26 protein-coding genes and 1 tRNA gene are annotated in these 24,720 nt (G+C 45.7%); 13 read left to right on the top strand and 14 right to left on the bottom strand.

What is annotated here, in order from left to right:
- Positions 1 to 72 precede the first annotated feature (72 nt).
- A complete protein-coding gene (locus EJ063_RS14070) occupies positions 73 to 867 on the top strand; it encodes a cytochrome C assembly family protein (protein ID WP_126574994.1) in 795 nt (264 codons plus the stop codon).
- A gap of 123 nt (positions 868 to 990) precedes the next feature.
- Positions 991 to 2,265 (top strand): HlyC/CorC family transporter, encoded by a 1,275-nt coding sequence (locus tag EJ063_RS14065; protein ID WP_126574992.1) that lies wholly within the window; start codon positions 991 to 993, stop codon positions 2,263 to 2,265.
- Between the two features lie 66 nt (positions 2,266 to 2,331).
- Here EJ063_RS14065 and rpoS read toward each other — a convergent pair whose 3' ends face one another.
- From rpoS to folB, 11 genes are all read right to left on the bottom strand, one after another.
- Positions 2,332 to 3,312 (bottom strand): RNA polymerase sigma factor RpoS, encoded by a 981-nt coding sequence (gene rpoS, locus EJ063_RS14060; protein ID WP_126574990.1) that lies wholly within the window; start codon positions 3,310 to 3,312, stop codon positions 2,332 to 2,334.
- Between the two features lie 70 nt (positions 3,313 to 3,382).
- The gene (gene nlpD, locus EJ063_RS14055) at positions 3,383 to 4,294 is read right to left on the bottom strand and encodes a murein hydrolase activator NlpD (RefSeq protein WP_126574988.1); all 912 of its coding nucleotides are present in this window, start codon (positions 4,292 to 4,294) and stop codon (positions 3,383 to 3,385) included.
- Between the two features lie 2 nt (positions 4,295 to 4,296).
- The gene (locus EJ063_RS14050) at positions 4,297 to 4,923 is read right to left on the bottom strand and encodes a protein-L-isoaspartate(D-aspartate) O-methyltransferase (protein WP_126574986.1); all 627 of its coding nucleotides are present in this window, start codon (positions 4,921 to 4,923) and stop codon (positions 4,297 to 4,299) included.
- Position 4,924: 1 nt separating this feature from the next.
- Positions 4,925 to 5,683 carry a 5'/3'-nucleotidase SurE gene (surE, locus tag EJ063_RS14045; protein ID WP_126574984.1) on the bottom strand — a complete coding sequence of 253 codons (759 nt, stop codon included), beginning with the start codon at positions 5,681 to 5,683 and terminating at the stop codon, positions 4,925 to 4,927.
- Complete coding sequence (truD, locus tag EJ063_RS14040; protein WP_126574981.1) at positions 5,683 to 6,726, bottom strand: tRNA pseudouridine(13) synthase TruD; 1,044 nt, start codon at positions 6,724 to 6,726, stop codon at positions 5,683 to 5,685. The genes surE and truD overlap by 1 nt, the downstream gene beginning before the upstream one ends.
- Positions 6,727 to 6,777: 51 nt before the next feature.
- The gene (gene ispF / locus EJ063_RS14035) at positions 6,778 to 7,254 is read right to left on the bottom strand and encodes a 2-C-methyl-D-erythritol 2,4-cyclodiphosphate synthase (RefSeq protein ID WP_126574979.1); all 477 of its coding nucleotides are present in this window, start codon (positions 7,252 to 7,254) and stop codon (positions 6,778 to 6,780) included.
- Positions 7,255 to 7,257: 3 nt separating this feature from the next.
- Positions 7,258 to 7,965, bottom strand: a complete 708-nt coding sequence (gene ispD / locus EJ063_RS14030) for a 2-C-methyl-D-erythritol 4-phosphate cytidylyltransferase (protein WP_126574977.1) — start codon at positions 7,963 to 7,965, stop codon at positions 7,258 to 7,260.
- Positions 7,966 to 8,244: a cell division protein FtsB gene (gene ftsB, locus EJ063_RS14025; RefSeq protein ID WP_126574975.1), complete on the bottom strand. Its 279-nt coding sequence runs from the start codon at positions 8,242 to 8,244 to the stop codon at positions 7,966 to 7,968.
- Positions 8,245 to 8,357: 113 nt separating this feature from the next.
- The gene (locus EJ063_RS14020; RefSeq protein ID WP_126574973.1) at positions 8,358 to 9,161 is read right to left on the bottom strand and encodes an undecaprenyl-diphosphate phosphatase; all 804 of its coding nucleotides are present in this window, start codon (positions 9,159 to 9,161) and stop codon (positions 8,358 to 8,360) included.
- Between the two features lie 16 nt (positions 9,162 to 9,177).
- Positions 9,178 to 9,663 (bottom strand): 2-amino-4-hydroxy-6-hydroxymethyldihydropteridine diphosphokinase, encoded by a 486-nt coding sequence (gene folK / locus EJ063_RS14015; RefSeq protein ID WP_126574971.1) that lies wholly within the window; start codon positions 9,661 to 9,663, stop codon positions 9,178 to 9,180.
- Positions 9,660 to 10,013 (bottom strand): bifunctional dihydroneopterin aldolase/7,8-dihydroneopterin epimerase, encoded by a 354-nt coding sequence (folB, locus tag EJ063_RS14010; protein ID WP_126574968.1) that lies wholly within the window; start codon positions 10,011 to 10,013, stop codon positions 9,660 to 9,662. Before folB ends, folK begins: the two co-directional genes overlap by 4 nt.
- Positions 10,014 to 10,164: 151 nt before the next feature.
- Between folB and plsY the strand changes: the two genes are divergently transcribed.
- On the top strand, positions 10,165 to 10,776 hold the full coding sequence (gene plsY / locus EJ063_RS14005; protein ID WP_126574966.1) for a glycerol-3-phosphate 1-O-acyltransferase PlsY: 612 nt from the start codon (positions 10,165 to 10,167) through the stop codon (positions 10,774 to 10,776).
- A gap of 23 nt (positions 10,777 to 10,799) precedes the next feature.
- On the opposite strand, the gene EJ063_RS14000 is transcribed toward plsY, so the two are convergent.
- Together EJ063_RS14000 and tsaD are read right to left on the bottom strand one after the other, a co-directional pair.
- The gene (locus tag EJ063_RS14000) at positions 10,800 to 11,615 is read right to left on the bottom strand and encodes an alpha/beta fold hydrolase (RefSeq protein ID WP_126574964.1); all 816 of its coding nucleotides are present in this window, start codon (positions 11,613 to 11,615) and stop codon (positions 10,800 to 10,802) included.
- A 107-nt stretch (positions 11,616 to 11,722) separates the two neighbouring features.
- Positions 11,723 to 12,739 (bottom strand): tRNA (adenosine(37)-N6)-threonylcarbamoyltransferase complex transferase subunit TsaD, encoded by a 1,017-nt coding sequence (gene tsaD, locus EJ063_RS13995; protein ID WP_126574962.1) that lies wholly within the window; start codon positions 12,737 to 12,739, stop codon positions 11,723 to 11,725.
- Positions 12,740 to 12,970: 231 nt separating this feature from the next.
- On the opposite strand from tsaD, the gene rpsU reads away from it, so the two are divergent.
- From rpsU to EJ063_RS13965, 5 genes are all read left to right on the top strand, one after another.
- Complete coding sequence (rpsU, locus tag EJ063_RS13985; protein ID WP_001145625.1) at positions 12,971 to 13,186, top strand: 30S ribosomal protein S21; 216 nt, start codon at positions 12,971 to 12,973, stop codon at positions 13,184 to 13,186.
- 26 nt (positions 13,187 to 13,212) lie between these two features.
- Positions 13,213 to 13,656, top strand: coding sequence for a GatB/YqeY domain-containing protein (locus EJ063_RS13980; RefSeq protein ID WP_126574958.1), 444 nt, complete (start codon positions 13,213 to 13,215; stop codon positions 13,654 to 13,656).
- Positions 13,657 to 13,748: 92 nt separating this feature from the next.
- The gene (dnaG, locus tag EJ063_RS13975; protein WP_126574956.1) at positions 13,749 to 15,503 is read left to right on the top strand and encodes a DNA primase; all 1,755 of its coding nucleotides are present in this window, start codon (positions 13,749 to 13,751) and stop codon (positions 15,501 to 15,503) included.
- 89 nt (positions 15,504 to 15,592) lie between these two features.
- Positions 15,593 to 17,446: an RNA polymerase sigma factor RpoD gene (rpoD, locus tag EJ063_RS13970; protein WP_126574954.1), complete on the top strand. Its 1,854-nt coding sequence runs from the start codon at positions 15,593 to 15,595 to the stop codon at positions 17,444 to 17,446.
- A gap of 146 nt (positions 17,447 to 17,592) precedes the next feature.
- A tRNA-Ile gene (locus tag EJ063_RS13965) sits at positions 17,593 to 17,668 on the top strand.
- A gap of 67 nt (positions 17,669 to 17,735) precedes the next feature.
- On the opposite strand, the gene djlA is transcribed toward EJ063_RS13965, so the two are convergent.
- Positions 17,736 to 18,590, bottom strand: a complete 855-nt coding sequence (gene djlA / locus EJ063_RS13960; RefSeq protein WP_126574952.1) for a co-chaperone DjlA — start codon at positions 18,588 to 18,590, stop codon at positions 17,736 to 17,738.
- Between the two features lie 147 nt (positions 18,591 to 18,737).
- Between djlA and lptD the strand changes: the two genes are divergently transcribed.
- The 5 genes from lptD to apaG all read left to right on the top strand — a co-directional run bounded on the left by lptD (position 18,738) and on the right by apaG (position 24,719).
- Entirely contained in the window at positions 18,738 to 21,119 is a 2,382-nt protein-coding gene (gene lptD, locus EJ063_RS13955) for an LPS assembly protein LptD (RefSeq protein WP_126574950.1), read from the top strand.
- Positions 21,120 to 21,172: 53 nt separating this feature from the next.
- A complete protein-coding gene (gene surA / locus EJ063_RS13950; RefSeq protein WP_126574948.1) occupies positions 21,173 to 22,471 on the top strand; it encodes a peptidylprolyl isomerase SurA in 1,299 nt (432 codons plus the stop codon).
- Positions 22,461 to 23,453 carry a 4-hydroxythreonine-4-phosphate dehydrogenase PdxA gene (gene pdxA, locus EJ063_RS13945; protein ID WP_126574945.1) on the top strand — a complete coding sequence of 331 codons (993 nt, stop codon included), beginning with the start codon at positions 22,461 to 22,463 and terminating at the stop codon, positions 23,451 to 23,453. The genes surA and pdxA overlap by 11 nt, the downstream gene beginning before the upstream one ends.
- A gap of 12 nt (positions 23,454 to 23,465) precedes the next feature.
- Complete coding sequence (gene rsmA / locus EJ063_RS13940) at positions 23,466 to 24,272, top strand: 16S rRNA (adenine(1518)-N(6)/adenine(1519)-N(6))-dimethyltransferase RsmA (RefSeq protein WP_126574937.1); 807 nt, start codon at positions 23,466 to 23,468, stop codon at positions 24,270 to 24,272.
- Positions 24,273 to 24,341: 69 nt separating this feature from the next.
- A complete protein-coding gene (gene apaG, locus EJ063_RS13935; protein WP_126574935.1) occupies positions 24,342 to 24,719 on the top strand; it encodes a Co2+/Mg2+ efflux facilitator ApaG/CorD in 378 nt (125 codons plus the stop codon).
- Position 24,720: the final 1 nt, after the last annotated feature.

The raw sequence follows: 24,720 nt of genomic DNA, 5'->3' as shown, positions 1-24,720 counted from the left end.
AGTGATAAGTCATAGCTCAAGCCGTTGATGCAGGGTATAATTTGTTAAAAATCCACCAGCTCATCGAGAATAATGGACAATTTAATCGCCGTTGCTGCTGCAATACTCTATTCGTTAGCAATTGCAACCATCATTCCGGGACTTGTTCATCAAACAGGGATCCGCGTTAAAACTGTTTTAGTCAGTGCCGTTGTTGCTCTGGCCTTTCATGCATGGTTGCTCAGCGACCTCATTTTAGGCTCTTCTGGGCAGAACTTAAGCATTTTAAATGTCGCCTCTCTAATCAGCTTTATTATCTCGATGGTGATGAGTGGAGCGATGCTAAAGACTCGCCTTTGGTTCTTGTTGCCGGTGGTGTACAGCTTCTCTGCGATTAATTTACTCGCTGCGGCTTTTCTTCCAAGCACCTTCATTACACACTTAGAGCAAGACCCCAAGCTACTGATTCATATTTCTTTAGCCCTTTTCTCGTATTCGACTCTGACGATCGGCGCTTTGTATGCACTGCAACTGGCTTGGCTTGATCACAAACTCAAAACAAAGAAAGCCTTAGCGATCAACCCTAATCTGCCACCTCTTCTAATGGTAGAGCGTCAGCTGTTCAATATTATTCTCATCGGTACATTACTGCTGACCGGCACATTGCTTACCGGCTTCTTCTTTGTTCAAGATATGTTTGCCCAAGGTAAGGCGCATAAAGGACTACTCTCTTTTATTGCTTGGCTTGTCTACTCTGTCTTACTTTGGGGGCACTACCAAAAAGGTTGGCGCGGCCGAAAAGTCACTTGGTTTGCAGTCGCAGGGGCAACACTGCTTACCTTGGCCTATTTTGGCAGTCGCTTTGTACGCGAAATCATTCTGAACTAATTCATAGAGAAAGGTGCATCAAGTGCACCTTTTCTTTACAATATCTCATTCCATTTTTGAAATTGACTTGAACCGCCTTTTAGGTCATAAATTAACCAAACCATCACAAGGAAAAGATAAGCTTTGGACGACATATCTACGGGTATCTTATTTGCGCTACTCGCGTGTCTTATCATCATTTCAGGATATTTTTCGGGCTCAGAGACAGGGATGATGTCTTTGAACCGCTACCGCTTAAAACACCTTGCTAATAATGGCCACAAAGGTGCTAAGCGTGTTGAAAAGCTACTCGATCGCCCAGACCGCTTAATTGGGCTTATTCTTATCGGCAACAACCTTGTTAACATTCTCGCCTCCGCTATTGCGACCATTCTTGGCATGCGTCTTTATGGCGATCTCGGAGTGGCCATTGCCACTGGTGCTCTGACCATGGTGGTGCTTGTCTTTGCTGAAGTGACACCTAAAACCCTTGCCTCGCTTTATCCAGAGCGTGTCTCTTATGCGAGTAGCATCGTGTTGAGCATCTTAATGAAGTTGCTCTCGCCGCTAGTGGTGTTAGTGAATTTCATTACCAATGGCTTTATTCGTTTATTGGGTATTCGTGCCGACCATGGCGGTGATGACCACTTAAGTTCAGAAGAGCTAAGAACGGTAGTAAATGAAGCCGGTAGTCTGATTCCAAGACGCCACCAAGACATGTTGATTTCGATCCTAGACTTAGAGCACGTCACCGTGAATGACATCATGGTGCCACGTAATGAAATTACGGGTATTGATATCAATGACGATTGGAAGTCGATTGTTAGACAGCTTACTCACTCACCACATGGCCGTGTCGTGCTCTATCGTGACCAAATCGATGAAGTTGTCGGTATGCTGCGCCTTCGTGAATCCTACCGTTTGATGCTAGAGAAGAATGAGTTCACTAAAGAGACCTTGCTGCGCGCCGCTGATGAAGTCTACTTTATTCCGGAAAGCACACCACTTAATGTTCAGCTTTTAAAATTCCAACGCAATAAACAGCGTATTGGCCTCATCGTGGATGAATATGGGGACATTATTGGCCTCGTGACACTTGAGGATATTTTGGAAGAGATCGTCGGTGAATTCACTACATCTATTGCACCTAGCCTGTCTGAAGAAATTACCCCTCAGGGTGATGGCAGTTTCCTCATTGAAGGCAGTGCCAACATACGTGATATTAATAAAGGCCTGAAGTGGATGTTGCCAACCGATGGGCCTCGTACACTCAACGGTTTGATCCTCGAACATTTAGAAGATATTCCAGAAAGTCACCTGAGCGTCCAAGTCTCTGGTCACCCTATGGAGATTGTCGAGCTGGAAGAGAACCGAATTAAGCTCGTCAAAGTCTTCCCTGCTTTAAGTAAAAGTGAATAGAGCAGCTCAAAAGATAGCACGATCAAAAAAGCCTCGTTTAACGAGGCTTTTTTATTGAGTATTGAATTACTCTTCTGTCACGCTGAACAGGTTTTCCATATTGAGACCTTGTTTAATCAAGATCTCTCTTAGACGGCGTAGACCTTCAACTTGAATCTGGCGAACACGTTCACGAGTCAGGTTGATCTCTCGGCCTACCTCTTCAAGCGTTGATGGTTCGTAACCCAGTAAACCAAATCGGCGAGCTAACACCTCTTTCTGTTTCGGGTTCAGCTCGTCTAACCAATGGATAAGCGAGTTCTTAATATCATCATCCTGAGTAGAGACTTCCGGATCAGAGTTGTTGATATCAGGAATAATATCCAGAAGTGCTTTTTCTCCATCACCGCCAATTGGCGTATCTACCGAGCTAATACGCTCATTCAGACGCAGCATTTTGCTGACATCATCAACGGGCTTATCAAGCTGAGTGGCAATCTCTTCCGCTGTCGGCTCATGGTCAAGCTTTTGCGAAAGTTCACGAGCCGTACGCAGATAGATATTCAGTTCTTTCACTACATGAATCGGTAAGCGAATCGTACGAGTCTGGTTCATCAAAGCACGTTCAATGGTTTGACGAATCCACCATGTTGCGTAGGTTGAGAATCGGAAGCCACGCTCTGGGTCGAACTTTTCAACTGCGCGGATTAACCCTAAATTCCCTTCTTCGATGAGATCAAGTAGCGCTAAACCACGATTGCTATAACGGCGTGAAATCTTCACCACTAAGCGCAGGTTACTTTCAATCATACGCTTACGTGCCGCTTCATCACCACGTAGGGCGCGGCGAGCGTACAGGACTTCTTCTTCTGCGGTGAGTAATGGAGAGAAACCAATTTCACCCAAATAAAGTTGGGTTGCATCAAGACTTTTCGTTGATGCATCAAATTCTTCTTTGGTTTCTTGTACGGGTTTTGACTTGGCTTTACTTTCGCGTTGGAAAGATTGAACCACCTCTTGATCGATTTCGAATTCTTCGACTTTCGTTGCTGTATTGCTGATACTCATAGCGCCTCCCCCTGGCGAGCTAGCAAGACATTACTACGTCTAATGTCGCTATATTACCTAACAGTAAATTTTACGGTAAGTAGCGCTTTGGATTCACTGACTTACCTTGATAGCGAATTTCAAAGTGAAGGCGAACACTGCTCGCTCCTGAGCTGCCCATTGTTGCGATCTTCTGACCAGCTTTCACACTCTGTCCTTCCCTGACGAGCAACCGGTCGTTATGAGCATATGCACTGAGATAATTGTCGTTATGTTTTATTATCACGAGATTACCGTAACCACGTAGCGCATTGCCTGAGTATACGACGGTGCCTGTTGCTGTAGAGACGATGGATTGGCCTCGCTGCCCTGCGATATCAATGCCTTTGTTCCCTTGGTCTCCAGCAGAAAAGTTTTTAATTACTCTCCCTTTTGTTGGCCATAACCATTTGGAAATTTTATTGTTATTTGACGGTGTCTTATTAACAGGTTTGTTAACATTTTGTTTACCTGTAGAACCAACATACTCCTTTGATTTCGATTGATCAACCTTCTTTGGCGGTTGTTTTTTCGCCACTTGTTGATTGCTTTTTGAACTCGAAGAGTTAACCGCCTGAGTAGAGTTTTTGCTCGATACCGAACTTTGTTTAGGAGAGGAAGGGGTTGTAACGGCAGCGACAGCAACGCCGGCTCCAGTGCCGCCATAAGCTGGCGCATTATAAGCGGGTTGCCAGAGTTTAAGTTTTTGACCTGGGTAAATGGTGTAAGGTGTTGTTAAGCCATTGTAACTAATGATCTCACTTACATCTTTGTCTGTGACATAGGCGATAAAATAGAGGGTATCGCCCTTTTCCACTTGGTAATAGCTACCTCGATAACTGCCCCGTGATACTGAGCTGTAATCTTTCTTCAACCCTGAAACTGGCGCAGGAGAATGAGCAGCGCATCCAACAAGAGCACAGCAAACACCAAAAACAAGTAGAGAAGAAAGCCTAAACTTCATTATTACGCAAGATCACCAGCAACAAGAGGAACGAATCTTACCATTTCAATCACTTGAGAGTGAAACTCTTCGCCATGACGAACAATTTTAAGTAATTGCTGATCTTCAACGCCAACAGGGATGATCATGATCCCTCCTTCTTTGAGTTGTTCCAATAATGCAGATGGAACAGATTCGGCCGCTGCAGTCACGATGATCGCGTCGAATGGTCCTTTAGCTGCCCAGCCTTGCCAACCATCACCATGCTTGGTTGACACATTGTATATATCTAACTGTTTAAGGCGACGCTTCGCTTCCCATTGCAGCGCTTTAATGCGCTCAATTGAATAGACATGATCAACTAACTGAGCGAGCACTGCCGTTTGATACCCAGAACCTGTCCCAACTTCTAGCACACAGCTACTACGTTGAAGTTCGAGCATTTCGGTCATCTTAGCCACAATGTAGGGCTGAGAGATGGTTTGTCCTTGGCCAATAGGTAGAGCATTGTTGTCGTACGCTTGGTGAATCATGGCTTGTGAGACAAACTGCTCGCGAGGTAAACGATAAATCGCGTTCAAGACCTGTTGATCGTGAATACCATTTTGGACTAAGAAATCGATTAATCTGTCGGCATGTGGATTGACCATGCTAGCTACCCTTTAACCAGTTACTCATACTTTGCATCGACTCATGTGCCGTCAAATCAACCTGAAGTGGTGTGATGGAAACGAATCCATGTTCAATCGCATAAAAATCGGTTCCCTCTCCGGCATCCTGTTCTTTTCCCGGAGGACCAAGCCAATAGATATCATGCCCACGAGGATCTTTCTGCTTAATCATCGCTTCAGCGTGATGACGAGCACCCAATCGTGTCACTTGAGTCCCTTTCAGCTCATCTTCACAAAGATCTGGAATATTCACATTAAGCAGTCGATTGGTCGGGATCGCAGAATGAGCATGCTGCTGCACCAATTGACGGGCAATGTTCGCAGCAACATCGAAGTTATGTTTTCCGACTAAAGAGAAAGCAATGGACTGAACACCTAGGAAATGTCCTTCCATTGCCGCCGCAACGGTACCGGAATATAAAACATCGTCACCCAAGTTAGCGCCATGGTTAATGCCGGTTAATACCAAATCTGGAAGCGAATCTTTCATCAGTTCATTCAATGCAAAATGAACACAATCAGTCGGTGTACCTTGCACAGAATATATCTGTGGAGCAATCTGATTGACACGAAGAGGCTGCTCAAGCGTTAATGAATTGGATGCGCCAGAACGGTTGCGGTCCGGAGCAACAATCGTCACGTCTGCAATATCTCGCAAGGCATCCGCCAAAGTATGAATCCCTTGCGCATGCACGCCATCATCATTGCTGATTAATATCTTAAGGCGCATATCACTCATTAATATTGGCGCTCCACTTCGATTTCTTCAATTAGCTCACGGATAATTGCCGTAGCGAAACAGCCTGCATCTAACGAGAAGTTCAGCGTAATACTGTCAGACTCAACACTCCAAGAAAGATCTTGCGGCATCAGAGAGATACTGCGGCGATCGTGGCGCATGCGGTTACCTCGAATCAGTGCCATAAGATCTGGTTCCGCATCTAAATGAGGCTGCTCAAGTGCTAAAGCATCCGCTTGAGTGGGCAACGCATTATCACCCGCCATCGCTGCCGTCAGTTGCATACGTTTTTCTACTAGAGCGGTATTCACTTCTTCCAATGCATCTTGGCTGACAAGCTCGGTTTGGCCTTCAAGTTCGACTAAGTCACCAACCATCGCCTGACTGAATAAGCCTTTCTCGATACGCTCAGACAAAATGGTATTAAAGATCCAAGAGCGTGCAGCTGAAAGGTACAAGCTACGTTTATTCTGATTGCGAGTACGTACATTCTCTCGTCCCCAACATCGAGCCTCATCAAGGTTGTTGCCTTGATTGCCAAATCGCTGGCTACCAAAGTAGTTCGGTACACCAGATTGGGTCACAGATTCAAGTCGTGTCAACACATCATCCACATCCGTCACTTCTGACAGTGTAATCTCAAACTGGTTGCCAATAAGATCGCCCGGACGCAGTTTTTTGTTGTGTCTGTCTGTCGCCAAAATTTCAATACTTGGGTATTGAGCTAAAAACTGGCTAAAGTCTGGCGTCTCACCTTTTGGTAAATGCACGCTGAGCCATTGCTCCGTCACCGCATGACGATCTTTCAAACCAGCCCAACTGACATCCTTAGATTTCACACCACACGTTTTTGCTAATTCGTTGGCCACAAAGCTGGTGTTTTCCCCCGATTTACGGATGCGAACCATTAAGTGTTCACCTGTACCAGTAAAGTCGAAACCTAGGTTCTCGTTCACTTTGAAGTGTTCAGCTCTCGCTTTTAGTTTGCCTTTGGCACTTGGCTTACCATTTAGATAAGCCAATGAAGATAAAATGTCAGACATATTCTTTCCAATGCTGTGGCCGTCACCCGAATAAGCTCGGCCTGCAACTGATTATTCTTTTACAAGTAAGACAACAGCTTCTGTTGCAATACCTTCTTTACGACCAGTAAAACCCAGTCGTTCTGTTGTAGTCGCTTTGACGTTTACATTACCTAAATCCGTTTGAAGATCTTCAGCAATGGTTTGGCACATCGCCTCAATATGAGGGGCCATTTTAGGGGCCTGTGCAATGAGAGTGATATCGGCATTACCCAACACATAGCCTTGCTCTCGCACTCGGCGGTATACGTCTCGCAATAAGTCGCGGCTGTTCGCCCCCTTCCATTTATCATCGGTATCTGGAAAGTGACGACCAATATCACCCGCAGCGATAGCACCAAGCAGCGCATCACAAAGGGCATGCAAAGCAACATCGCCATCAGAATGAGCAATCAAACCTTGCTCATACGGGACAGAAACACCGCCAATGATTACCGGGCCTTCACCGCCAAACTTGTGGACATCAAAGCCGTGGCCAATTCGAATCATGAGTTATCCTTTATTTCTATTTAGATAAAACTCTGCCAACGCCAGATCTTCTGGTTGAGTTATTTTTATATTATCTGCTCTGCCCTTAACTAAAGCAGGCTTTCGCCCAATCCACTCAAGAGCGGATGCTTCATCGGTGATCGCTACACCTTGCTTTAGTGCCCTAGACAGAGCTTGCGTTAGCATCTGAGCTTTAAACATCTGTGGGGTTAGTGCGTGCCACAATGCTTCCCTATCAACGGTATGATCAATCGCTTGATCTAGATTTGCTCGTTTCATCGTATCTCGTACCGGTGCCGCCAAAATACCGCCAAGCTGATTCTCTAACGAGCGTTGAATCAACGCATCAATATCAGCCAGTTCGACACATGGCCTAGCTGCATCATGCACAAGAACCCATTCAGCCAAATTGTGCTTTTCTACATAGTGTAATGCAGAAAGCACAGAGTCTGCGCGTTCTTTACCACCAGAGACACGCACAACGCTTTCATGATTGGCTAAGGACAATTGAGGAAAGTATGGGTCACCGTCAGTGACAGCAATAATCACACACTCGATAGCAGGGTGACTCAGCAACTTGTCTACCGTATGTTCTAAAACCGTACTCTGGTTAATTTCTAAGTACTGCTTAGGCCTATCAGCCTGCATACGACTGCCGACACCTGCGGCAGGGACAATCGCGACGATCGACCCAGAAGATAGTGGCGACATTTAGTTATCATCCCCAATAATACGATAAAAAGTTTCGCCCTCTTTGATCATGCCGAGCTCATGCCGAGCACGTTCTTCGATCGCATCAAGACCTTGTCTAAGGTCATCAATTTCCGCAAACATTTCATTGTTTCGAACTTGGAGATTACCGTTTACTTGATGCTGAACTTGGGTTTCTGCACTCACCGCCTGAAAGTCACTAATTCCATTTTTTCCAAACCACAATTCAAATTGTAGCCAGCCTAAAATTAAGGTTAAGGTCAGTGCAAAAATTCGCATAGCATTAATCAATGAGGAGATAAAAAGAAAGACCACATATATATCACAATGTCGCTAATGGCGCGAGATTGGACTCTGTGGTCTTCAATAAGATTTTGCTGATTCTTAACTGTTTAATTGAAACTTAAGAAGGCAATAAGGCCTAGACCAAGCAACAATCGATAAATCACAAATGGGGTCATACCCATGCGTGAAATCATCTTTAGAAAGAAATGAATACAAATGTAAGCACTAATGAATGAGGTAACGATACCGGTCATCAAAAAGCCAAAGTGCACTGGCTCGCCGCTTGTCACTAACTTTAAGCCAAGATAACTACCAGCCAATAAAATGATAGGAATCGACATCAAGAACGAGAAACGTGCGGCTGCTTCACGAGTAAAACCTAAATACAGCGCAGCGGTAATGGTCGCGCCTGAACGAGATGTCCCTGGAATCATCGCCAACGCTTGGCTAACACCAATAAACAGTGCTTTCTTCCAATCCGCTTGATATTCGTCATCAGCCAGCTTTGAATTTTTGTCGACGTACCATAACAACAAACCAAACACGATAGTGGTCGTAGCAATCACCCACGCACTGCGTAAATACAGCTCGATAAAGTCTTTCATTAACAAGCCGAAGATACACGCTGGAATCGTGGCAATAATGATCATCCAAGCCAGTTTCGCTTCTTTGCTGCGATCGCCCTTAAATATCGATGCAAAGAACGCTGTCAATAAAGAGACGACTTCTTTGCGGAAGTAGATCATGACCGCAGCCAACGTGCCGACATGCACAGCAACATCAAACGCTAACCCTTGATCTTCCCAGCCGAGGATGGCGGAAGGCAAAATAAGGTGTGCGGAACTCGAAATTGGTAAAAACTCGGTAAGCCCTTGAATTAAAGCAAGGATAAACGCTTCAAAATATCCCATTATTTTCTCTTACTCGTTATTGAAACCACAGGGGAACTGGGGTGAGTGGTGTGGTTAATTGGCTTTGCTGAGCGATTTGCTCGATGGTTCGGCCATCATTAGGCACTGTCAACTGTGGACTGAGTTCCAAGAGCGGCTGCAGAACAAACGCATATTTTACGATGTCGCTACGAGGCACTTCTGGTTGACAGGGAGACACCACCGACCCATAAAGAATGATGTCGAGGTCTACCGTTCGCGGCTCAAACTTTCCAGCATCGACAGCGCGGCCCCATTTGAACTCAATATCACGCAGTTGTCGTGAAAAATCTGCCAAATCTAAAGAGGTTTTCATTTCTACGACAAGGTTGTAAAACGGTTGGCTATCAAAGCCAACCGCTTCGCATTCATAGATGGTCGAGAGACGTAACTCAGGATCGAGGTTTCTCAGCTCACGAATGGCCGCTTCAATATGCTTATGCCGGCCAATGTTTGAACCAATCCCGACATAAGTAGTAATCATGCGTGACCTCGTTCGATAATCACGCCTACCCCTTTCGCTTGAGCAACAGCCCCTGGCTTGGTTAAACGGATCTTAATCCATGGGACATTAAACTTAGCCATGATCAGTTCAGCGATCTCTTCAGCTACACGCTCAACCAGTAGAAAGCAACCACCCTCGATATGTTGAAGCACCGCCTGACTCACTTGAGCATAATCCAACGCATCAACCACATCATCGCTTTTGCCAGCAGGTCGGTTGTCGTGCGCCATTTCAATATCCAGCACAAGCTTTTGCTTAATTTCTTGTTCCCAATCGTAAACGCCAATTGTGGTGATTACTTCCAGTTGCTCGATAAATACTTTATCCATGTGTTACTTCCTTAGAGGTCGGATACCCAAGCGAGGTAAAAAGTCGTACTATTTCCATCTCAAACTCTATCGTGATAGTTTGAGCGTATCAGGCGCAGTATCATATCAATTACTTGCTTGACTAACACCTGTTTCAGACGAGTTCTCTACTATGACCCCATTAGCACTGGTTATGATCATTATCGCCTACCTTCTAGGCTCGATCTCGAGTGCTGTTTTGATCTGCCGTATTCTGCGCTTGCCTGATCCACGTGGTGTGGGCTCCAATAATCCAGGCGCAACGAATGTCTTGCGTATTGGTGGAAAAAAAGCCGCAGTCTCCGTTTTATTGTGCGATATGTTGAAAGGGACGATTCCCGTTTGGGGGGGATACTTTCTGGGAATTGAGCCAGTCATTTTAGGCGTGATTGCTATCGCAGCCTGTTTAGGCCATATGTACCCGTTGTTCTTTCATTTTAAAGGCGGTAAAGGGGTTGCAACTGCGCTCGGTGCAATTGCTCCGATCGGCTTAGATTTAACAGGAATGATCATTGCGACCTGGCTGACGGTGGCGGTTCTGTTTCGCTACTCTTCACTTGCTGCGATTGTAACGGTGCTATTGGCCCCTTTCTACACTTGGATGGTCAAGCCGCAATACACTCTCCCTGTTGCGATGTTGTGTTGCTTAATCGTATTTCGTCATCACCAAAATATTAAGCGGCTGTTTGAAGGCACAGAACCCAAAGTGGGTGAAAAGAAGAATGGATTAAACAAAGCCTCTTGATATAGAGGCTTTGTTTTTAATGGTTACGCGTAAACAGAGTTCAGGAAATTTTGCAGCAGCTCAGTGACAAATTCTGGCTGCTCAAGATTCGATATATGACCGGCTTTCGGGATCTGAACAAGTTGAGAGCCAGTAATCGAATCAACCATCAAGTACGACTCCAATACTGGGCGAGGCTTGTCTTCTTGTCCGACGGCAATTAATACCGGCAAAGCAAACTTTTCAATATCTTCGATTTGATCGCGTCGGCCGAAAACCATACGGCCAATACGGGCGATTTCTTCCGCTTGCTCACCTTGAAGATTTGCTAAATACTTAGAGAAGTTTGTCACAAGCTCTGGGGAATCCTCTTTGGCGTTGTTAGCGAAAAACAGCGGTGTCACCGCTTCAACAATCTCATTAGGGACTGCTTTGGCTTGCGCTATGGCATCAAGCATCGCGAAATATTTGTTGTGAGCAACTTCAGGCTCTAAACCAACAAAGGTATCCATCAACACTAAGGATTTTACTCGCTGTGGCGCCAAGGTCACCAATTCACAGCCCCACATACCTCCGACCGATAAGCCAACAATCGAAAACTCGTCGATCTTAAGTTGGTCCATAAGCACCAATATTTGCTTGGCGTAGTCTTGTAGCGAACGAGTGGTTTGAGGTGCAAAATCCGATTCTCCATGCGCCCAAAAATCAGGCACAATACAGCGATAGTACTTACTCAGCGCTTCAATTTGCGGAGCCCACATTTTGTTATCCCACAGATAACTGTGGCCAAAGATCACAACGGGACCACTACCCACATCTAAATAGGCCATCTCGCGGCCATCAACTGAAAACTTTTCCATGGTTCTTTCCATTGATTATTTTTATTGCATAGAAGCGTAATACCACGCTTTCATTTCAACATAAAAGAAAGGCCGCTCTATTAGCGACCTTGTGTATTCTTTTGGTTTTATTCAATTGGTTCTAATTGGTCAATTGGCCAACGAGGCGTTGCTTGAACAGCAAGGTCAGCAACTTCACCATTTTTTAGACGCTGCATACCTGCGTAAGCAATCATTGCACCGTTATCAGTGCAGAACTCAGTGCGCGGGTAGTACACCTCACCACCAATTTTCTTCGCAAGTTGTTCTAAATCCGCACGTAAACGGCGGTTTGCACTCACGCCACCAGCAATAACAATACGTTTGAAACCGGTTTGTTCTAGTGCACGCTTACATTTAATACTCAGTGTTGCACAGACTGCCTCTTCAAATGCCAGAGCGATATCTGCGCGAGTCTGCTCATCATCGCCATTGGCCGCAATCGTATTTGCCGTAAACGTTTTAAGGCCTGAGAAGCTCATATCAAGCCCTGGACGATCCGTCATTGGACGAGGGAACTTAAATCGACCAGGAGTTCCCTTTTCTGCTAATTTAGACAGAAGTGGGCCGCCTGGGTAGTCTAGCCCCATCAATTTAGCCGTCTTATCGAACGCTTCACCAGCAGCGTCATCAATAGACTCACCAAGAATTTTATACTCACCGATACCTTTCACTTCAACCATCATGGTGTGACCACCTGAAACCAATACGGCCACAAATGGAAACGGTGGTGGGTTATCTTCTAGCATCGGAGCAAGTAGGTGGCCTTCCATATGATGGACTGGCACCGCAGGCACTCCCCATGCGTAAGCCATGCTACGACCAATGGTTGCACCAACAAGCAACGCACCTACCAAGCCAGGACCAGCCGTATAAGCCACACCATCGATATCTTTTGGCGTTAGGTTTGCTTCTTTTAATGCAGCCTTAATAAGAGGGATGGTTTTCTTTACGTGATCTCGGGATGCAAGCTCAGGGACTACTCCGCCGTAATCGGCATGCAGTTTTACCTGGCTGTACAGCTGATGAGAAAGTAACCCTTTCTCGTCATCGTAAATAGCAATTCCTGTTTCATCACAAGAGGTTTCGATACCAATAATGCGCATGGTTTACCTTGGAGATGTCTGTCTCGAATTCAAAATTGGCGCAATCTTACCTCGGCTTGGCTGATCAAACAAATTTTGTGCAAACTCTACCCAACAAAATACTTTACAAAGGTAGTGTGATCGGATTAAAATTCCGCACCATTTTTGATCAAGCTGGTTTGAGACCGAACATCAGTGTTTGGCTCACTAACGTTCCAGCATTAACGAATTAACCCCTGAGGTGAAAGGCATATGCCAGTAGTTAAAGTACGTGAAAACGAACCGTTCGACGTTGCTCTACGTCGTTTCAAACGCTCTTGCGAAAAAGCAGGTATCCTTTCTGAAGTGCGTCGTCGTGAGCACTACGAAAAACCAACTACAGTTCGCAAACGCGCTAAAGCAGCAGCTCAAAAGCGTCACGCTAAGAAGCTAGCTCGCGAAAACGCACGTCGCGTTCGCCTGTACTAATAACTAAGTCCTAAAGGATTATAGTTATGGCTCTTATTGATACGCTCAAAGAAGAGCAAAAATTAGCGATGAAAGCCAAGGACAAACCGCGCCTTGGCACTATCCGTTTAGCTTTGTCAGCCATTAAGCAACGTGAAGTCGACGAACAGATTACTCTGGGCGATGACGACATTCTTGCTGTGCTAACTAAAATGGTTAAACAACGTCGCGATTCTGTCGCTCAATTTGAAGCTGCAGGTCGTCAAGATCTTGCAGACGCTGAGAAACTTGAAATTACTGTACTTGAGGATTTTATGCCTCAACCACTCACTGAAGAAGAAGTGACTGCACTTGTTGAAAGCGCAATTACGGAATCTGGTGCGGCGGGCATGCAAGACATGGGTAAAGTGATGGGCGTTCTTAAGCCTCAAATCCAAGGGCGCGCAGATATGGGTAAAGTAAGTGGTTTAGTTCGCGCTAAACTGGCTTAATTACCCAGACCAAATTGCAACAAGCCGTGCTATCCTCTGGAATGCGCGGCTTGTTTGTATCTACTCTCTAGTTTTCTTTTTTGTTAGGTTTTATGGCAGGACACATCCCTCGCAGTTTCATTGATGATCTCCTCGCTCGGCTAGATATTGTCGACATTGTTGACGCTCGAGTAAAACTTAAGAAAAAAGGCAAAAACTACGGCGCTTGCTGCCCATTCCATAACGAGAAAACCCCTTCTTTCAGTGTTTCACAAGAAAAACAGTTCTATCACTGTTTTGGTTGTGGTGCGCACGGCAATGCCATCGACTTTATGATGGAATACGAACGACTTGAGTTCGTTGAAGCCATTGAAGAGCTTGCTTCATTTTTAGGTCTTGATGTTCCAAGAGAACAGCGACAAGGTGGCGGCTTTCAATCTAACCAACCTAAAGCAAGCACTGAACAGAAACGCAACCTGTATGACATAATGGGCAGTATTGCTCAGTTCTACCGTGATCAACTCAAGCAACCTAAAAGCAAAGTTGCCATCGAATACCTCAAAGAACGTGGACTCTCTGGTCAAATCGTTCAGAAGTTTGGTATTGGCTATGTTGCTGATGAGTGGGATTTAGTCCGTAAGAACTTTGGTCAAACACCACAAACTCAAGAGGCGCTAGTCTCTGGCGGTATGCTGATCGAAAACGACAAAGGCAACCGCTACGACCGCTTCCGTGGTCGGGTGATGTTCCCTATTCGTGACCGTCGTGGTCGAGTTATCGGCTTTGGTGGTCGTGTGATTGGCGATGGTACACCAAAATACTTAAACTCTCCTGAAACACCGATCTTCCACAAAGGCAAAGAGCTTTACGGCCTTTATGAAGTCATGCAAGCCTATCGCGAACCACCGAAAGTATTGGTGGTAGAAGGCTATATGGATGTGGTTGCGCTAGCACAGTACGATGTTGATTACTCCGTCGCATCACTGGGCACTTCCACCACAGGCGATCACATTCAGCTTCTATTTCGTCAAACCAATACGGTGGTATGTTGCTACGATGGTGACCGCGCCGGTAAAGAGGCTGCGTGGCGCGCACTAGAAAATGCGCTGCAATACCTAAAAACAGGCAACACGCTTAAGTTCTTGTTCTTACCGGATGGTGAAGACCCAGACAGCTATGTGCGCAAGCACGGCAAAGAAGCTCTAGAGCAACAAATTGAGCAAGCAACCCCGCTTTCTAGCTATTTATTCGATAACCTGATTGAGCTTCATCAACTCAACTTGGGGAGCAATGAAGGTAAATCAGCCCTTCGTGCTCACGCTAGCGCATTGATCGATAAAATTCCTGATCCGTATTTCCAAGAGTTACTGGAAAAACTGCTTGATGAACGCACTGGCTTTGACAACCAAAAACGCCAGCCACGCAAGAAGCTAAATGAAACTCGACCTCAGCCGCATAAAGAGATCAAACGAACGCCAATGCGCGACTTGATCGCTTTGCTTATCCAAAATCCGAGCTATGCTGAAATGGTACCGGATCTCTCAAGTGTGAGAGAGTTAACAGTCCCGGGACTTAGTTTATTTATAGAGGTGCTTGAATATTGCAATTCACACCCCAATATAACTACGGGCCAGTTACTTGAACAGTGGCGAAATAACAGCCAAGAGGCACTATTGTCACGTCTTGCAGGGTGGGAAATCCCCCTCGATGAAGATAATGAACAAGATATATTTTATGACGCATTGGATAATATTCTTGCTCAATGTGTTGAAAAGCAAATTGAAAATCTACTGGCGAAATCTAGAAGCGTCGGCTTATCAGTCGAAGAAAGGTTGGAGTTGCAAGAGCTAATTCTTCAGCGTCCATAACATAGCCAGTTATGATAAAATTTGTTAGCATGTATGGTTTGCAACTCGCATACTAATTCCTTCACCAGATACTAAGTTGGATACCGTCTATGGATCAAAATCCGCAGTCACAGCTAAAACAACTTGTCATTAAAGGCAAGGAACAAGGCTATCTGACGTACGCAGAAGTAAACGACCACCTACCGGCAGAAATTGTCGATTCAGAGCAGGTCGAAGATATTATTCAAATGATCAACGACATGGGCATCCGAGTAGTAGAAACTGCTCCAGATGCTGATGATCTTGCTCTGAATGATGACGATACAATCACCGATGAAGACGCAGCAGAAGCCGCGGCGGCTGCACTTTCAAGTGTAGAAAATGAAATCGGCCGAACCACAGACCCTGTTCGCATGTACATGCGTGAAATGGGTACTGTTGAACTATTGACTCGTGAAGGCGAGATCGATATCGCTAAGCGTATTGAAGATGGTATTAACCAGGTTCAAAACTCTGTTGCGGAATATCCAGGGACAATCCCTTACATTCTAGAGCAGTTTGATAAAGTTCAAGCTGAAGAGCTACGTCTTACCGACCTAATCACCGGGTTTGTTGACCCAGACGCTGACGAAACTGCCGCGCCAACTGCGACTCACATCGGTTCTGAACTTGCTGAGTCAGATCTAAAAGCAGAAGACGCAGAAGAAGAAGCAGAAGAATCAGATGATGACGAGGAAGAAGAGGAAGATACAGGTATCGATCCTGAGCTTGCTCTAGAGAAGTTCACTGCACTACGCAACACTTTCCAAAACTTCCAGCTAGCGTGTAACGAGTACGGCGATGACAGCCCGAAAGCAACGCTTGCTCGTGAAATGGTTATCGATGTCTTTAAAGAGTTCCGCCTAACGCCAAAGCAGTTTGACTACCTTGTTAATGAACTGCGCACTTCTATGGAGCGCGTACGTACTCAAGAGCGTCTAATCATGAAGGCGACGGTTGAATACGGCAAAATGCCTAAGAAGTCGTTCATTACTCTGTTTACGGGTAATGAATCAACGGAAGCTTGGTTAGATGAGATCCTAGCATCGGATAAGCCGTATGCTGAGAAGATTCGTCGCAATGAAGATGACATCCGTCGCTCAATTGTTAAGCTAAAGATCATCGAAGAAGAGACGTCTTTAACGGTACAAAGCATTAAAGACATCAGCCGTCGTATGTCTATCGGTGAAGCGAAAGCCCGCCGTGCGAAGAAAGAGATGGTTGAAGCGAACTTACGTCTTGTTATCTCTATTGCTAAGAAATACACAAACCGTGGTCTACAGTTCTTGGATCTAATCCAAGAAGGTAACATCGGTCTGATGAAAGCTGTCGATAAGTTCGAATACCGCCGTGGTTACAAGTTCTCGACTTACGCAACTTGGTGGATTCGTCAGGCGATCACTCGCTCTATCGCCGACCAAGCACGTACGATTCGTATTCCGGTACACATGATCGAAACGATCAACAAGCTAAACCGTATCTCTCGCCAAATGCTGCAAGAGATGGGTCGTGAGCCGTTACCGGAAGAACTGGCAGAGCGTATGCAAATGCCAGAAGACAAGATTCGTAAAGTTCTAAAGATCGCGAAAGAGCCAATCTCAATGGAAACACCAATCGGTGACGACGAAGATTCGCACCTAGGTGATTTCATTGAAGATACGACGCTAGAGCTACCACTGGATTCTGCAACGGCAGGCAGCCTAAAAGTAGCAACGAAAGACGTTCTTGCTGGTCTAACGCCACGTGAAGCGAAAGTACTTCGTATGCGTTTTGGTATCGATATGAACACTGACCATACTCTTGAAGAAGTAGGTAAGCAGTTCGACGTTACTCGTGAACGTATTCGTCAGATCGAAGCAAAAGCACTACGTAAGCTTCGTCACCCTAGCCGCTCAGAAACTCTGCGCAGCTTCCTAGACGAATAATCGATTTCTGCTAGATTGAATAAAAGGTGAGCACAAGCTCACCTTTTTTGTCTCTAATGGATTTAAGTGGATAAAAACTAAACGCATTTGACCAGCCTGACGTCTAGACAGCCTGATCTGCATCCCCTATAATCATTGCCCTATACGGCCCCTTAGCTCAGTGGTTAGAGCAGTCGACTCATAATCGATTGGTCCGCAGTTCAAGTCTGCGAGGGGCCACCAAATTAGAAAAGGCGCATAGAGAAATCTATGCGCCTTCTTCGTACCCATCACATTATCTGCTGTATGTTTAGAAGCCTTTCGCCTTCTTAATCAAATCATACGCATTTTGGATCTCTTGCGACTTTTCTTTCGCCACATTCATCATTTCAGGTGGCAAACCTTTCGCCATTAATTTATCTGGGTGATGCTCATTCATCAACTTACGATAAGCACGTTTGACTGTTTTCGCATCCGCGTTGCTATCGACACCAATCAGTTTATACGCATCACTAAGCTGGTCTGCCGTCGAGGCTTGTTGCCACTGACCGCCAGACGAATGAGAGCGTCCGCCTCCCGTTTGGCCACCAAAACCACCTTGTTGGAAACGGAATGCCGCCTCTTGCATACGCAGGCGTTGTTCAAGTTGATCGGCAGAGAAATTAAGCCCCTGTGCAATTTTGTGTAGAACGCTGCGCTCACTCGGATGAATATCCCCATCTGCAAAGGCTGCTGAGATTTGCAACTCTAAGAAGAACTGCATCAAGTCAAAACGACCACCAGCCGAAATTCTCACTCGCTCAAGCACAGTCTCAAGTGGAAAATCACTCTCTTTACCTTCACGAAAGGCATTTTGCGCCGATTTACGCTGCTCTCCATGCAGATTCATACGATCCATCATGGTAGAAGCCAGCTGAATCTCTTCTCGAGTCACCTGCCCTTTTGCTTTAGCAACGTGCCCCATGACGGCAAACGCCGCTTTAAAGAACTCTTCTTGACGCTGAGCTTGACTAGGCCCACTGCCAAAACCGGTATTAAAGCCAGCCTGGCGTAGACGGCGTGCTTTATCGAATTGATGACCGATAAATAAGCCAAAGGCCGCACCAAAAGGGCCTCCAAATAAGAAACCAAAAAACGTGCCCAGAATTTTGCCGAAAATATGCATTATGTGCTCTCAATCTCTGAATTTTTTCTTCATGAAGCGGTCTGATAGTGCCGTAAGCTTCAAATTACTTTATTATAAGGGCCGTTTTATTTACATTCGGTCGCCTATTCACCGGATATATCAAGTTCAACAGGATAGTAAAACTCGATGTTACGTTTTCCACGCACCTTGTTAGCCGCTTCAATCAGTGCTGCGTTTGTAGTGCCTCAGACTCAAGCAGAAACTATAACAGACAATAGTGTGCAGGAACTGCCCGCTATAGATCAATGTTTGATCAACGAACCGGAGCCAGAAAATCCTAATCAGCTACCTGTAAACGTTGAAGCAGACAGCTTAGAAGCCATCAATGGTGATAAAGCCACGTACCGCGGTAACGTTGTTGTTGTCCAAGGCAAAAAGCGCATGCTTGCCGACAATGTGACTCTTCACCAACAAGATAATGTCGTTGTGGCCGAAGGCAATGTGACCTTCAGTGACGGTGAAGTAAAAACCATTTCTGAAAAGGCGACGAACAACCTTAATACTGATTTCGTGACGCTTGAAAATACCAATTATCAGTTCCTTTGTGAACCGGGACGTGGTGAAGCGGTGTATGTCGCGAAAACAGGCAAAGCCGTCTATGAAATTGAAGATGGTTCGATCACCTCATGTCCTGAAGGGGATAACTCCTGGCGCATGGTCGCTTCAAGTATTGATATTGACCAGAACGAGGAAGAAGCGACCTTCTACAATCCGCGCTTTGAAGTCGTTAGTGTTCCTGTCTTCTACTTGCCATATCTCACCGTACCTATTGGTGATACGCGTAAAACCGGTTTCTTGTACCCAACCGTTTCGTACGGTTCCAGTGATGGTTTCGAAATGGAGGTTCCTATCTATTGGAACCTTGCTCCTAACTATGACTTAGAAACAACGCTCAAGTATATGCAAAACCGCGGAACTCAACTTAACAGTGAATTCCGCCACCTGTCTGACTTTGGTACCACCAACCTAAAATCTGAATACCTACCAGACGACAAAAAATACCCAGAGTATGGCGATCGTTGGGGCTTCCAATGGGAACACTCCGGTATTTACGATTCGAATTGGAAATTTGAAGCTGACTACTCAAAAGTCAGTGATATTCGTTACTTCAACGATGTCGATTCCAATATTGGTAACAAAGAGGATGGTCAGTTAATTCAAGAAGGCAGAGCGACCTATCGTTCTGAATCATGGGATGCGTCACTGTTAGCTCGAGATTTCCAAGTTCTGACTGAAAGCAATAACTTGCCATATCGCTTGCTGCCACAGCTAGAATTTAACTATTACGCCCCTGAGTTAATGCGTTATCTAGACTTCGATATGGTCAGCCATGTCTCTCGATTTGATACCGATGCAGAAGGCAAACCGTCAGCTACTCGTGTCCATATTGAGCCTGGCTTGACGATTCCAATTGGTACCACTTGGGGTAGTTGGACAACGGAAGCCCGCTTACTGGGCACGTACTATCAACAAGATCTTGATGGTGTAGATACAACATCTCAGAGAGTGACCAATGACAGCGGAGAGCTAGTCGACAATCCTTACTACGGTTTGGAAGAAAATGTCTCTCGTGTTATTCCAGAGTTTCGCACCCATGCAGGTGTTGTTCTTGAACGAGATACGACCATTTTCAATGGCTACACTCAAACACTAGAACCACAGCTGCAATACGTCTACGTACCGAAAGAAGACCAAAGCAATATTGGCAACTATGACACCACTCTGCTGCAAACCGACTATTACGGTCTGTTCCGCAGCCGTAAGTACAGCGGTGTCGACAAAATTGCTGAAGCAAACCAGTTTAGCTATGGTGCATCGACTCGTTTCTTTGACGATGGCTACAAAGAGAGATTAAACATCTCGTTTGGTCAGATCTTCTACATTGATAAAGACACCAAAAATGATGCCTTTAACAATGATGAACAGAATAAGTCGAACTATTCAGCATGGGCCGTCGAAGTTGACTTCAACTACGATGATTACCTCTTCTATCACGGTGGTATTCAATACGATATTGATACCAGTGAAGTTCAGCTAGGTAACAGCACCTTAGAATACCGCTTCAATGGCGGCTATATTCAAGGTAACTACCGTTATGTTACTGAGCAATATTTGCAAGACACCGTCGATTTTGACGTTTCGGATATTACCGTAGATGGCATATCTCAAGCTGGCTTACTCACGGGGTACCAATTCAACCGCAGTTGGAATGCCAGTGCTCAGTATTTTTACGACTTGACCACCGATGAGTCTTTAGAGTGGCTAGCGCGTCTAAATTACACTTCGGACTGCTGGTACATTGGCTTTACTTACAGTAAACAACTACAAAGTTGGGACCCAAGCTTTAGCAATTACCCAGATGCTGACCCAATCTACGAGAACAACTTCAGCCTCAATTTCGGTATCATCGGCTTCGGTACTAAGCTTGGTGCCGGTTCAGGGTTAGCGGGATTAGACAGTGCGGGTAACTCATTAGGTTACGGCCGCCCATTCTTCTTAAACAACTAATGACAAAGCCTGGTGTCTAAGACATCAGGCTGATTATTTTTATAGGACTTTCAATGAAGTTTTGGACACAAACACTCTTAGCACTGTTGGTTGCAAGCCCATTAAGCTTGGCGCAAGCCGAGCCCGTTGCACTGGATAAAGTGGCGGTTATCGTTAACACCGGAGTAGTACTGCAGAGCGATATCGACTCATCAATTAAGACACTCAAAGCCAATGCCAAGAAAAAAGGCCAATCCCTTCCTTCAGAAGAGATTTTGACTGAGCAAGTCACAGAGAAACTGATCGTTGATACCATTCAACAGCAAGAAGCCGAACGTTTAGGTGTTCGTATCGATGACAACCGTCTGAATGAAGCCATCGCTGAAATTGCCAAGAACAATCAGCAAACCGTAGAACAACTTCGCGTATCTATTGCAAGTGAAGGCCTTAGCTATCCAGAGTTTCGCGAGCAAATTCGCAAAGAGATTGCCGCTAGCGAAGCCCGTAATGCCTTGGTTCGCCGTCGCATTAATATCCTACCTGCAGAAGTCGATAACTTAAGTGAGTTATTAGCTCAAGAGACTAACGCCACCGTTCAATACAAAATTGGCCACATTCAGCTTCGTGTTAATGACGGCGATGACAAAGCGGCCATTGAAGCGCAAGCAAAAGAGTTGGTAGAAGAACTGAACAACGGTGCCGACTTCAGCACCATGGCTTACACCTACTCGAAAGGTCCTAAAGCGCTACAAGGTGGTGACTGGGGTTGGATGCGCAAAGAAGAAATGCCAACCATCTTCGCCGACCAAATCAAGCTGCAAAACAAAGGCAGTATTATCGGTCCATTTCGCAGCGGCGTGGGTTTCCACATCCTAAAACTTGAAGATGTTAAAGGTCTTGAAACGGTTGCAGTAACCGAGGTCAATGCTCGCCACATTCTTATCAAGCCGACCGTGATTCTAAGTGATGAGGGTGTCCAAAATCAGCTTAACGACATCATCCGTCAAATTAACGCTGGTGAAGCAACCTTTGGTGAACTTGCCCAGCAATACAGCCAAGACCCAGGTTCTGCTGCGCAAGATGGCGAATTAGGCTACCAAACTTCAGATCTGTACGTTCCTGAGTTTAAGCACCAAGTTGATACTCTACCGGTTGGCAAAATCAGCGAGCCATTTAAGACCGTTCATGGCTGGCACATTGTCGAAATCCTAGAACGACGCGAAGTAGACCGCACGGACTCAGCACTGAAGAACAAAGCTTATCGTATTTTGTTTAACCGTAAATTCAATGAAGAAGCGAGCGCATGGCTACAAGAAATCCGTGCGAGCGCTTACGTTGAAGTGGTACAGGACAACGACCAAGATGAGCTGTAAGAGAATCATAGTAACTGCCGGCGAGCCTGCGGGTATTGGCCCTGATTTAGTTCTGGCTCTCTCTAAAGAAGATTGGAGTCACCAGATTGTTGTCAGTGCCGATAAAACAATGCTTGCCGAGCGAGCTGAACAACTGGGGATTGATGTTGAGCTGATTGATTATGATCCGTCTGCTCCAATTACTGCACAGCAAGCGGGCACCTTAGTCGTTGACCATATTCCACTTACAAGCCAAGCCATCGCTGGACAGCTAGACGAAACCAACGGTCATTACGTATTAAATACACTAGAAAGAGCGGCTTTAGGCTGTATGAATAGTGAATTTGATGCTATTGTCACCGGCCCTGTGCACAAGGGTGTGATCAATCGAGCGGGTGTGGCTTTCAGTGGCCATACTGAGTTCTTCGCCGAAAAGTCGAACACACCGTTGGTTGTTATGATGTTGGCAACAGAAGGGCTGCGAGTCGCATTGGTGACCACGCACATTCCGCTCGCCTACGTGTCACAGGCAGTAACTGAAGAGAGATTAGAGAAAATCATCGCCATCCTACACAAGGATCTGGTTGAGAAGTTTGCTATCCCTTCACCTAACATCTATGTCTGTGGGCTTAACCCACATGCAGGAGAAGATGGCGTGCTCGGCATGGAAGAGATTGAAACCATCACTCCAACACTAGATAAACTGCGTCAGCGTGATGGGCTCAACTTAATTGGACCACTCCCTGCTGACACCATCTTCAATGAAAAATACCTTGAAGATGCCGACGCAGTGCTCGGGATGTACCACGATCAGGTACTTCCTGTACTAAAATACAAAGGCTTTGGTCGCTCGGTGAATATCACCCTGGGACTGCCATTTATTAGGACCTCCGTTGATCACGGCACTGCGCTTGACCTAGCAGGATCAGGTAAGGCAGATACAGGAAGCTTCCGAACGGCTTTGGCTCACGCTATCGAGCTAGTCGATAAGAAATCGAATTAATTTGAGAATACTATGAGAAACGATGTCCACTTAGGGCACAAAGCGAGAAAACGCTTTGGTCAAAACTTCCTTAACGACCCATACATCATTGATGGGATCGTCTCTTCGATCAATCCAAGACCAGGTCAAAACCTCGTAGAGATCGGTCCGGGCCTTGGGGCGATTACAGAGCCTGTGGGTAAAGAAGTCGACAAGTTTACCGTTATTGAGCTTGACCGCGACCTAGCAGAACGCCTACGTAATCACCCAGAGCTTGGTGAGAAGCTAACGATCCATGAAGGCGACGCAATGCGTTTTGACTTCACCCAGCTCGTACAGCCAAACAACAAACTGCGTATTTTCGGTAACCTGCCATACAACATCTCAACACCGTTGATGTTCCACCTTTTTGAGTTCCATAAAGACATTCAAGATATGCACTTTATGCTGCAAAAAGAAGTGGTTAACCGCCTAGCAGCAGGTCCTGGCACAAAAGCTTACGGTCGTCTTACGGTAATGGCGCAATACTTCTGTAAAGTAGTGCCTGTACTTGAAGTACCACCAACTGCGTTCGTTCCGCCACCTAAAGTGGATTCAGCGGTGGTTCGCCTGGTTCCTTACGAAGAGATCCCGCACCCGGTGAGCGATCTTAAGTATCTAGACCGAGTCTGTCGCGAAGGCTTCAACCAACGACGTAAGACCGTGAGAAACTGCTACAAGGGTTTACTCAGTGCAGAAGTTCTCGAAGAGTTAGGCATTAATCCAAGTATGCGACCAGAGAACCTAACCTTGGTTCAATTCGTTGATATGGCGAACTGGTTAGCTGCCAACAGCAAATAGTTTAAGCTAGAATAAGAAGGTGATAGACCGTTGGTTTGTCACCTTTTTTGACTTTATAAAGGAGTTTATATGGAAGCTACCCCTTGTATCAAAGTCCAAGTTCATACCAAGTACATTCCTGAACAATCTCAACCTGATGCAAAGCGATACGTCTTTGCGTATATCATCACCATCAAGAACCTTAGCCAACAAAATGTTCAACTGGTTAGCCGACGCTGGTTAATCACGGATTCTAACGGCCGTCAGATGACTGTTGAAGGCGAAGGGGTCGTTGGTCAACAGCCTTTCATCTCTCCCAATGATGAATACACCTACAACAGCGGTACAGTAATAGAAACACCGGTGGGTGTAATGCAAGGCCAGTACATCATGCACGATGAGGCGGGTAAAGAGTTCATCACCGAAGTTGACCCATTTAGGCTCGCGATTCCCAATATTCTTAACTAGG

It is taken from the genome of Vibrio aquaticus, from assembly GCF_003970385.1.
Classification (GTDB): Bacteria; Pseudomonadota; Gammaproteobacteria; order Enterobacterales; family Vibrionaceae; genus Vibrio; species Vibrio aquaticus.
Note: the sequence above shows the minus strand (reverse complement) of the source record. Positions and strands in the feature narration are given on the sequence as shown.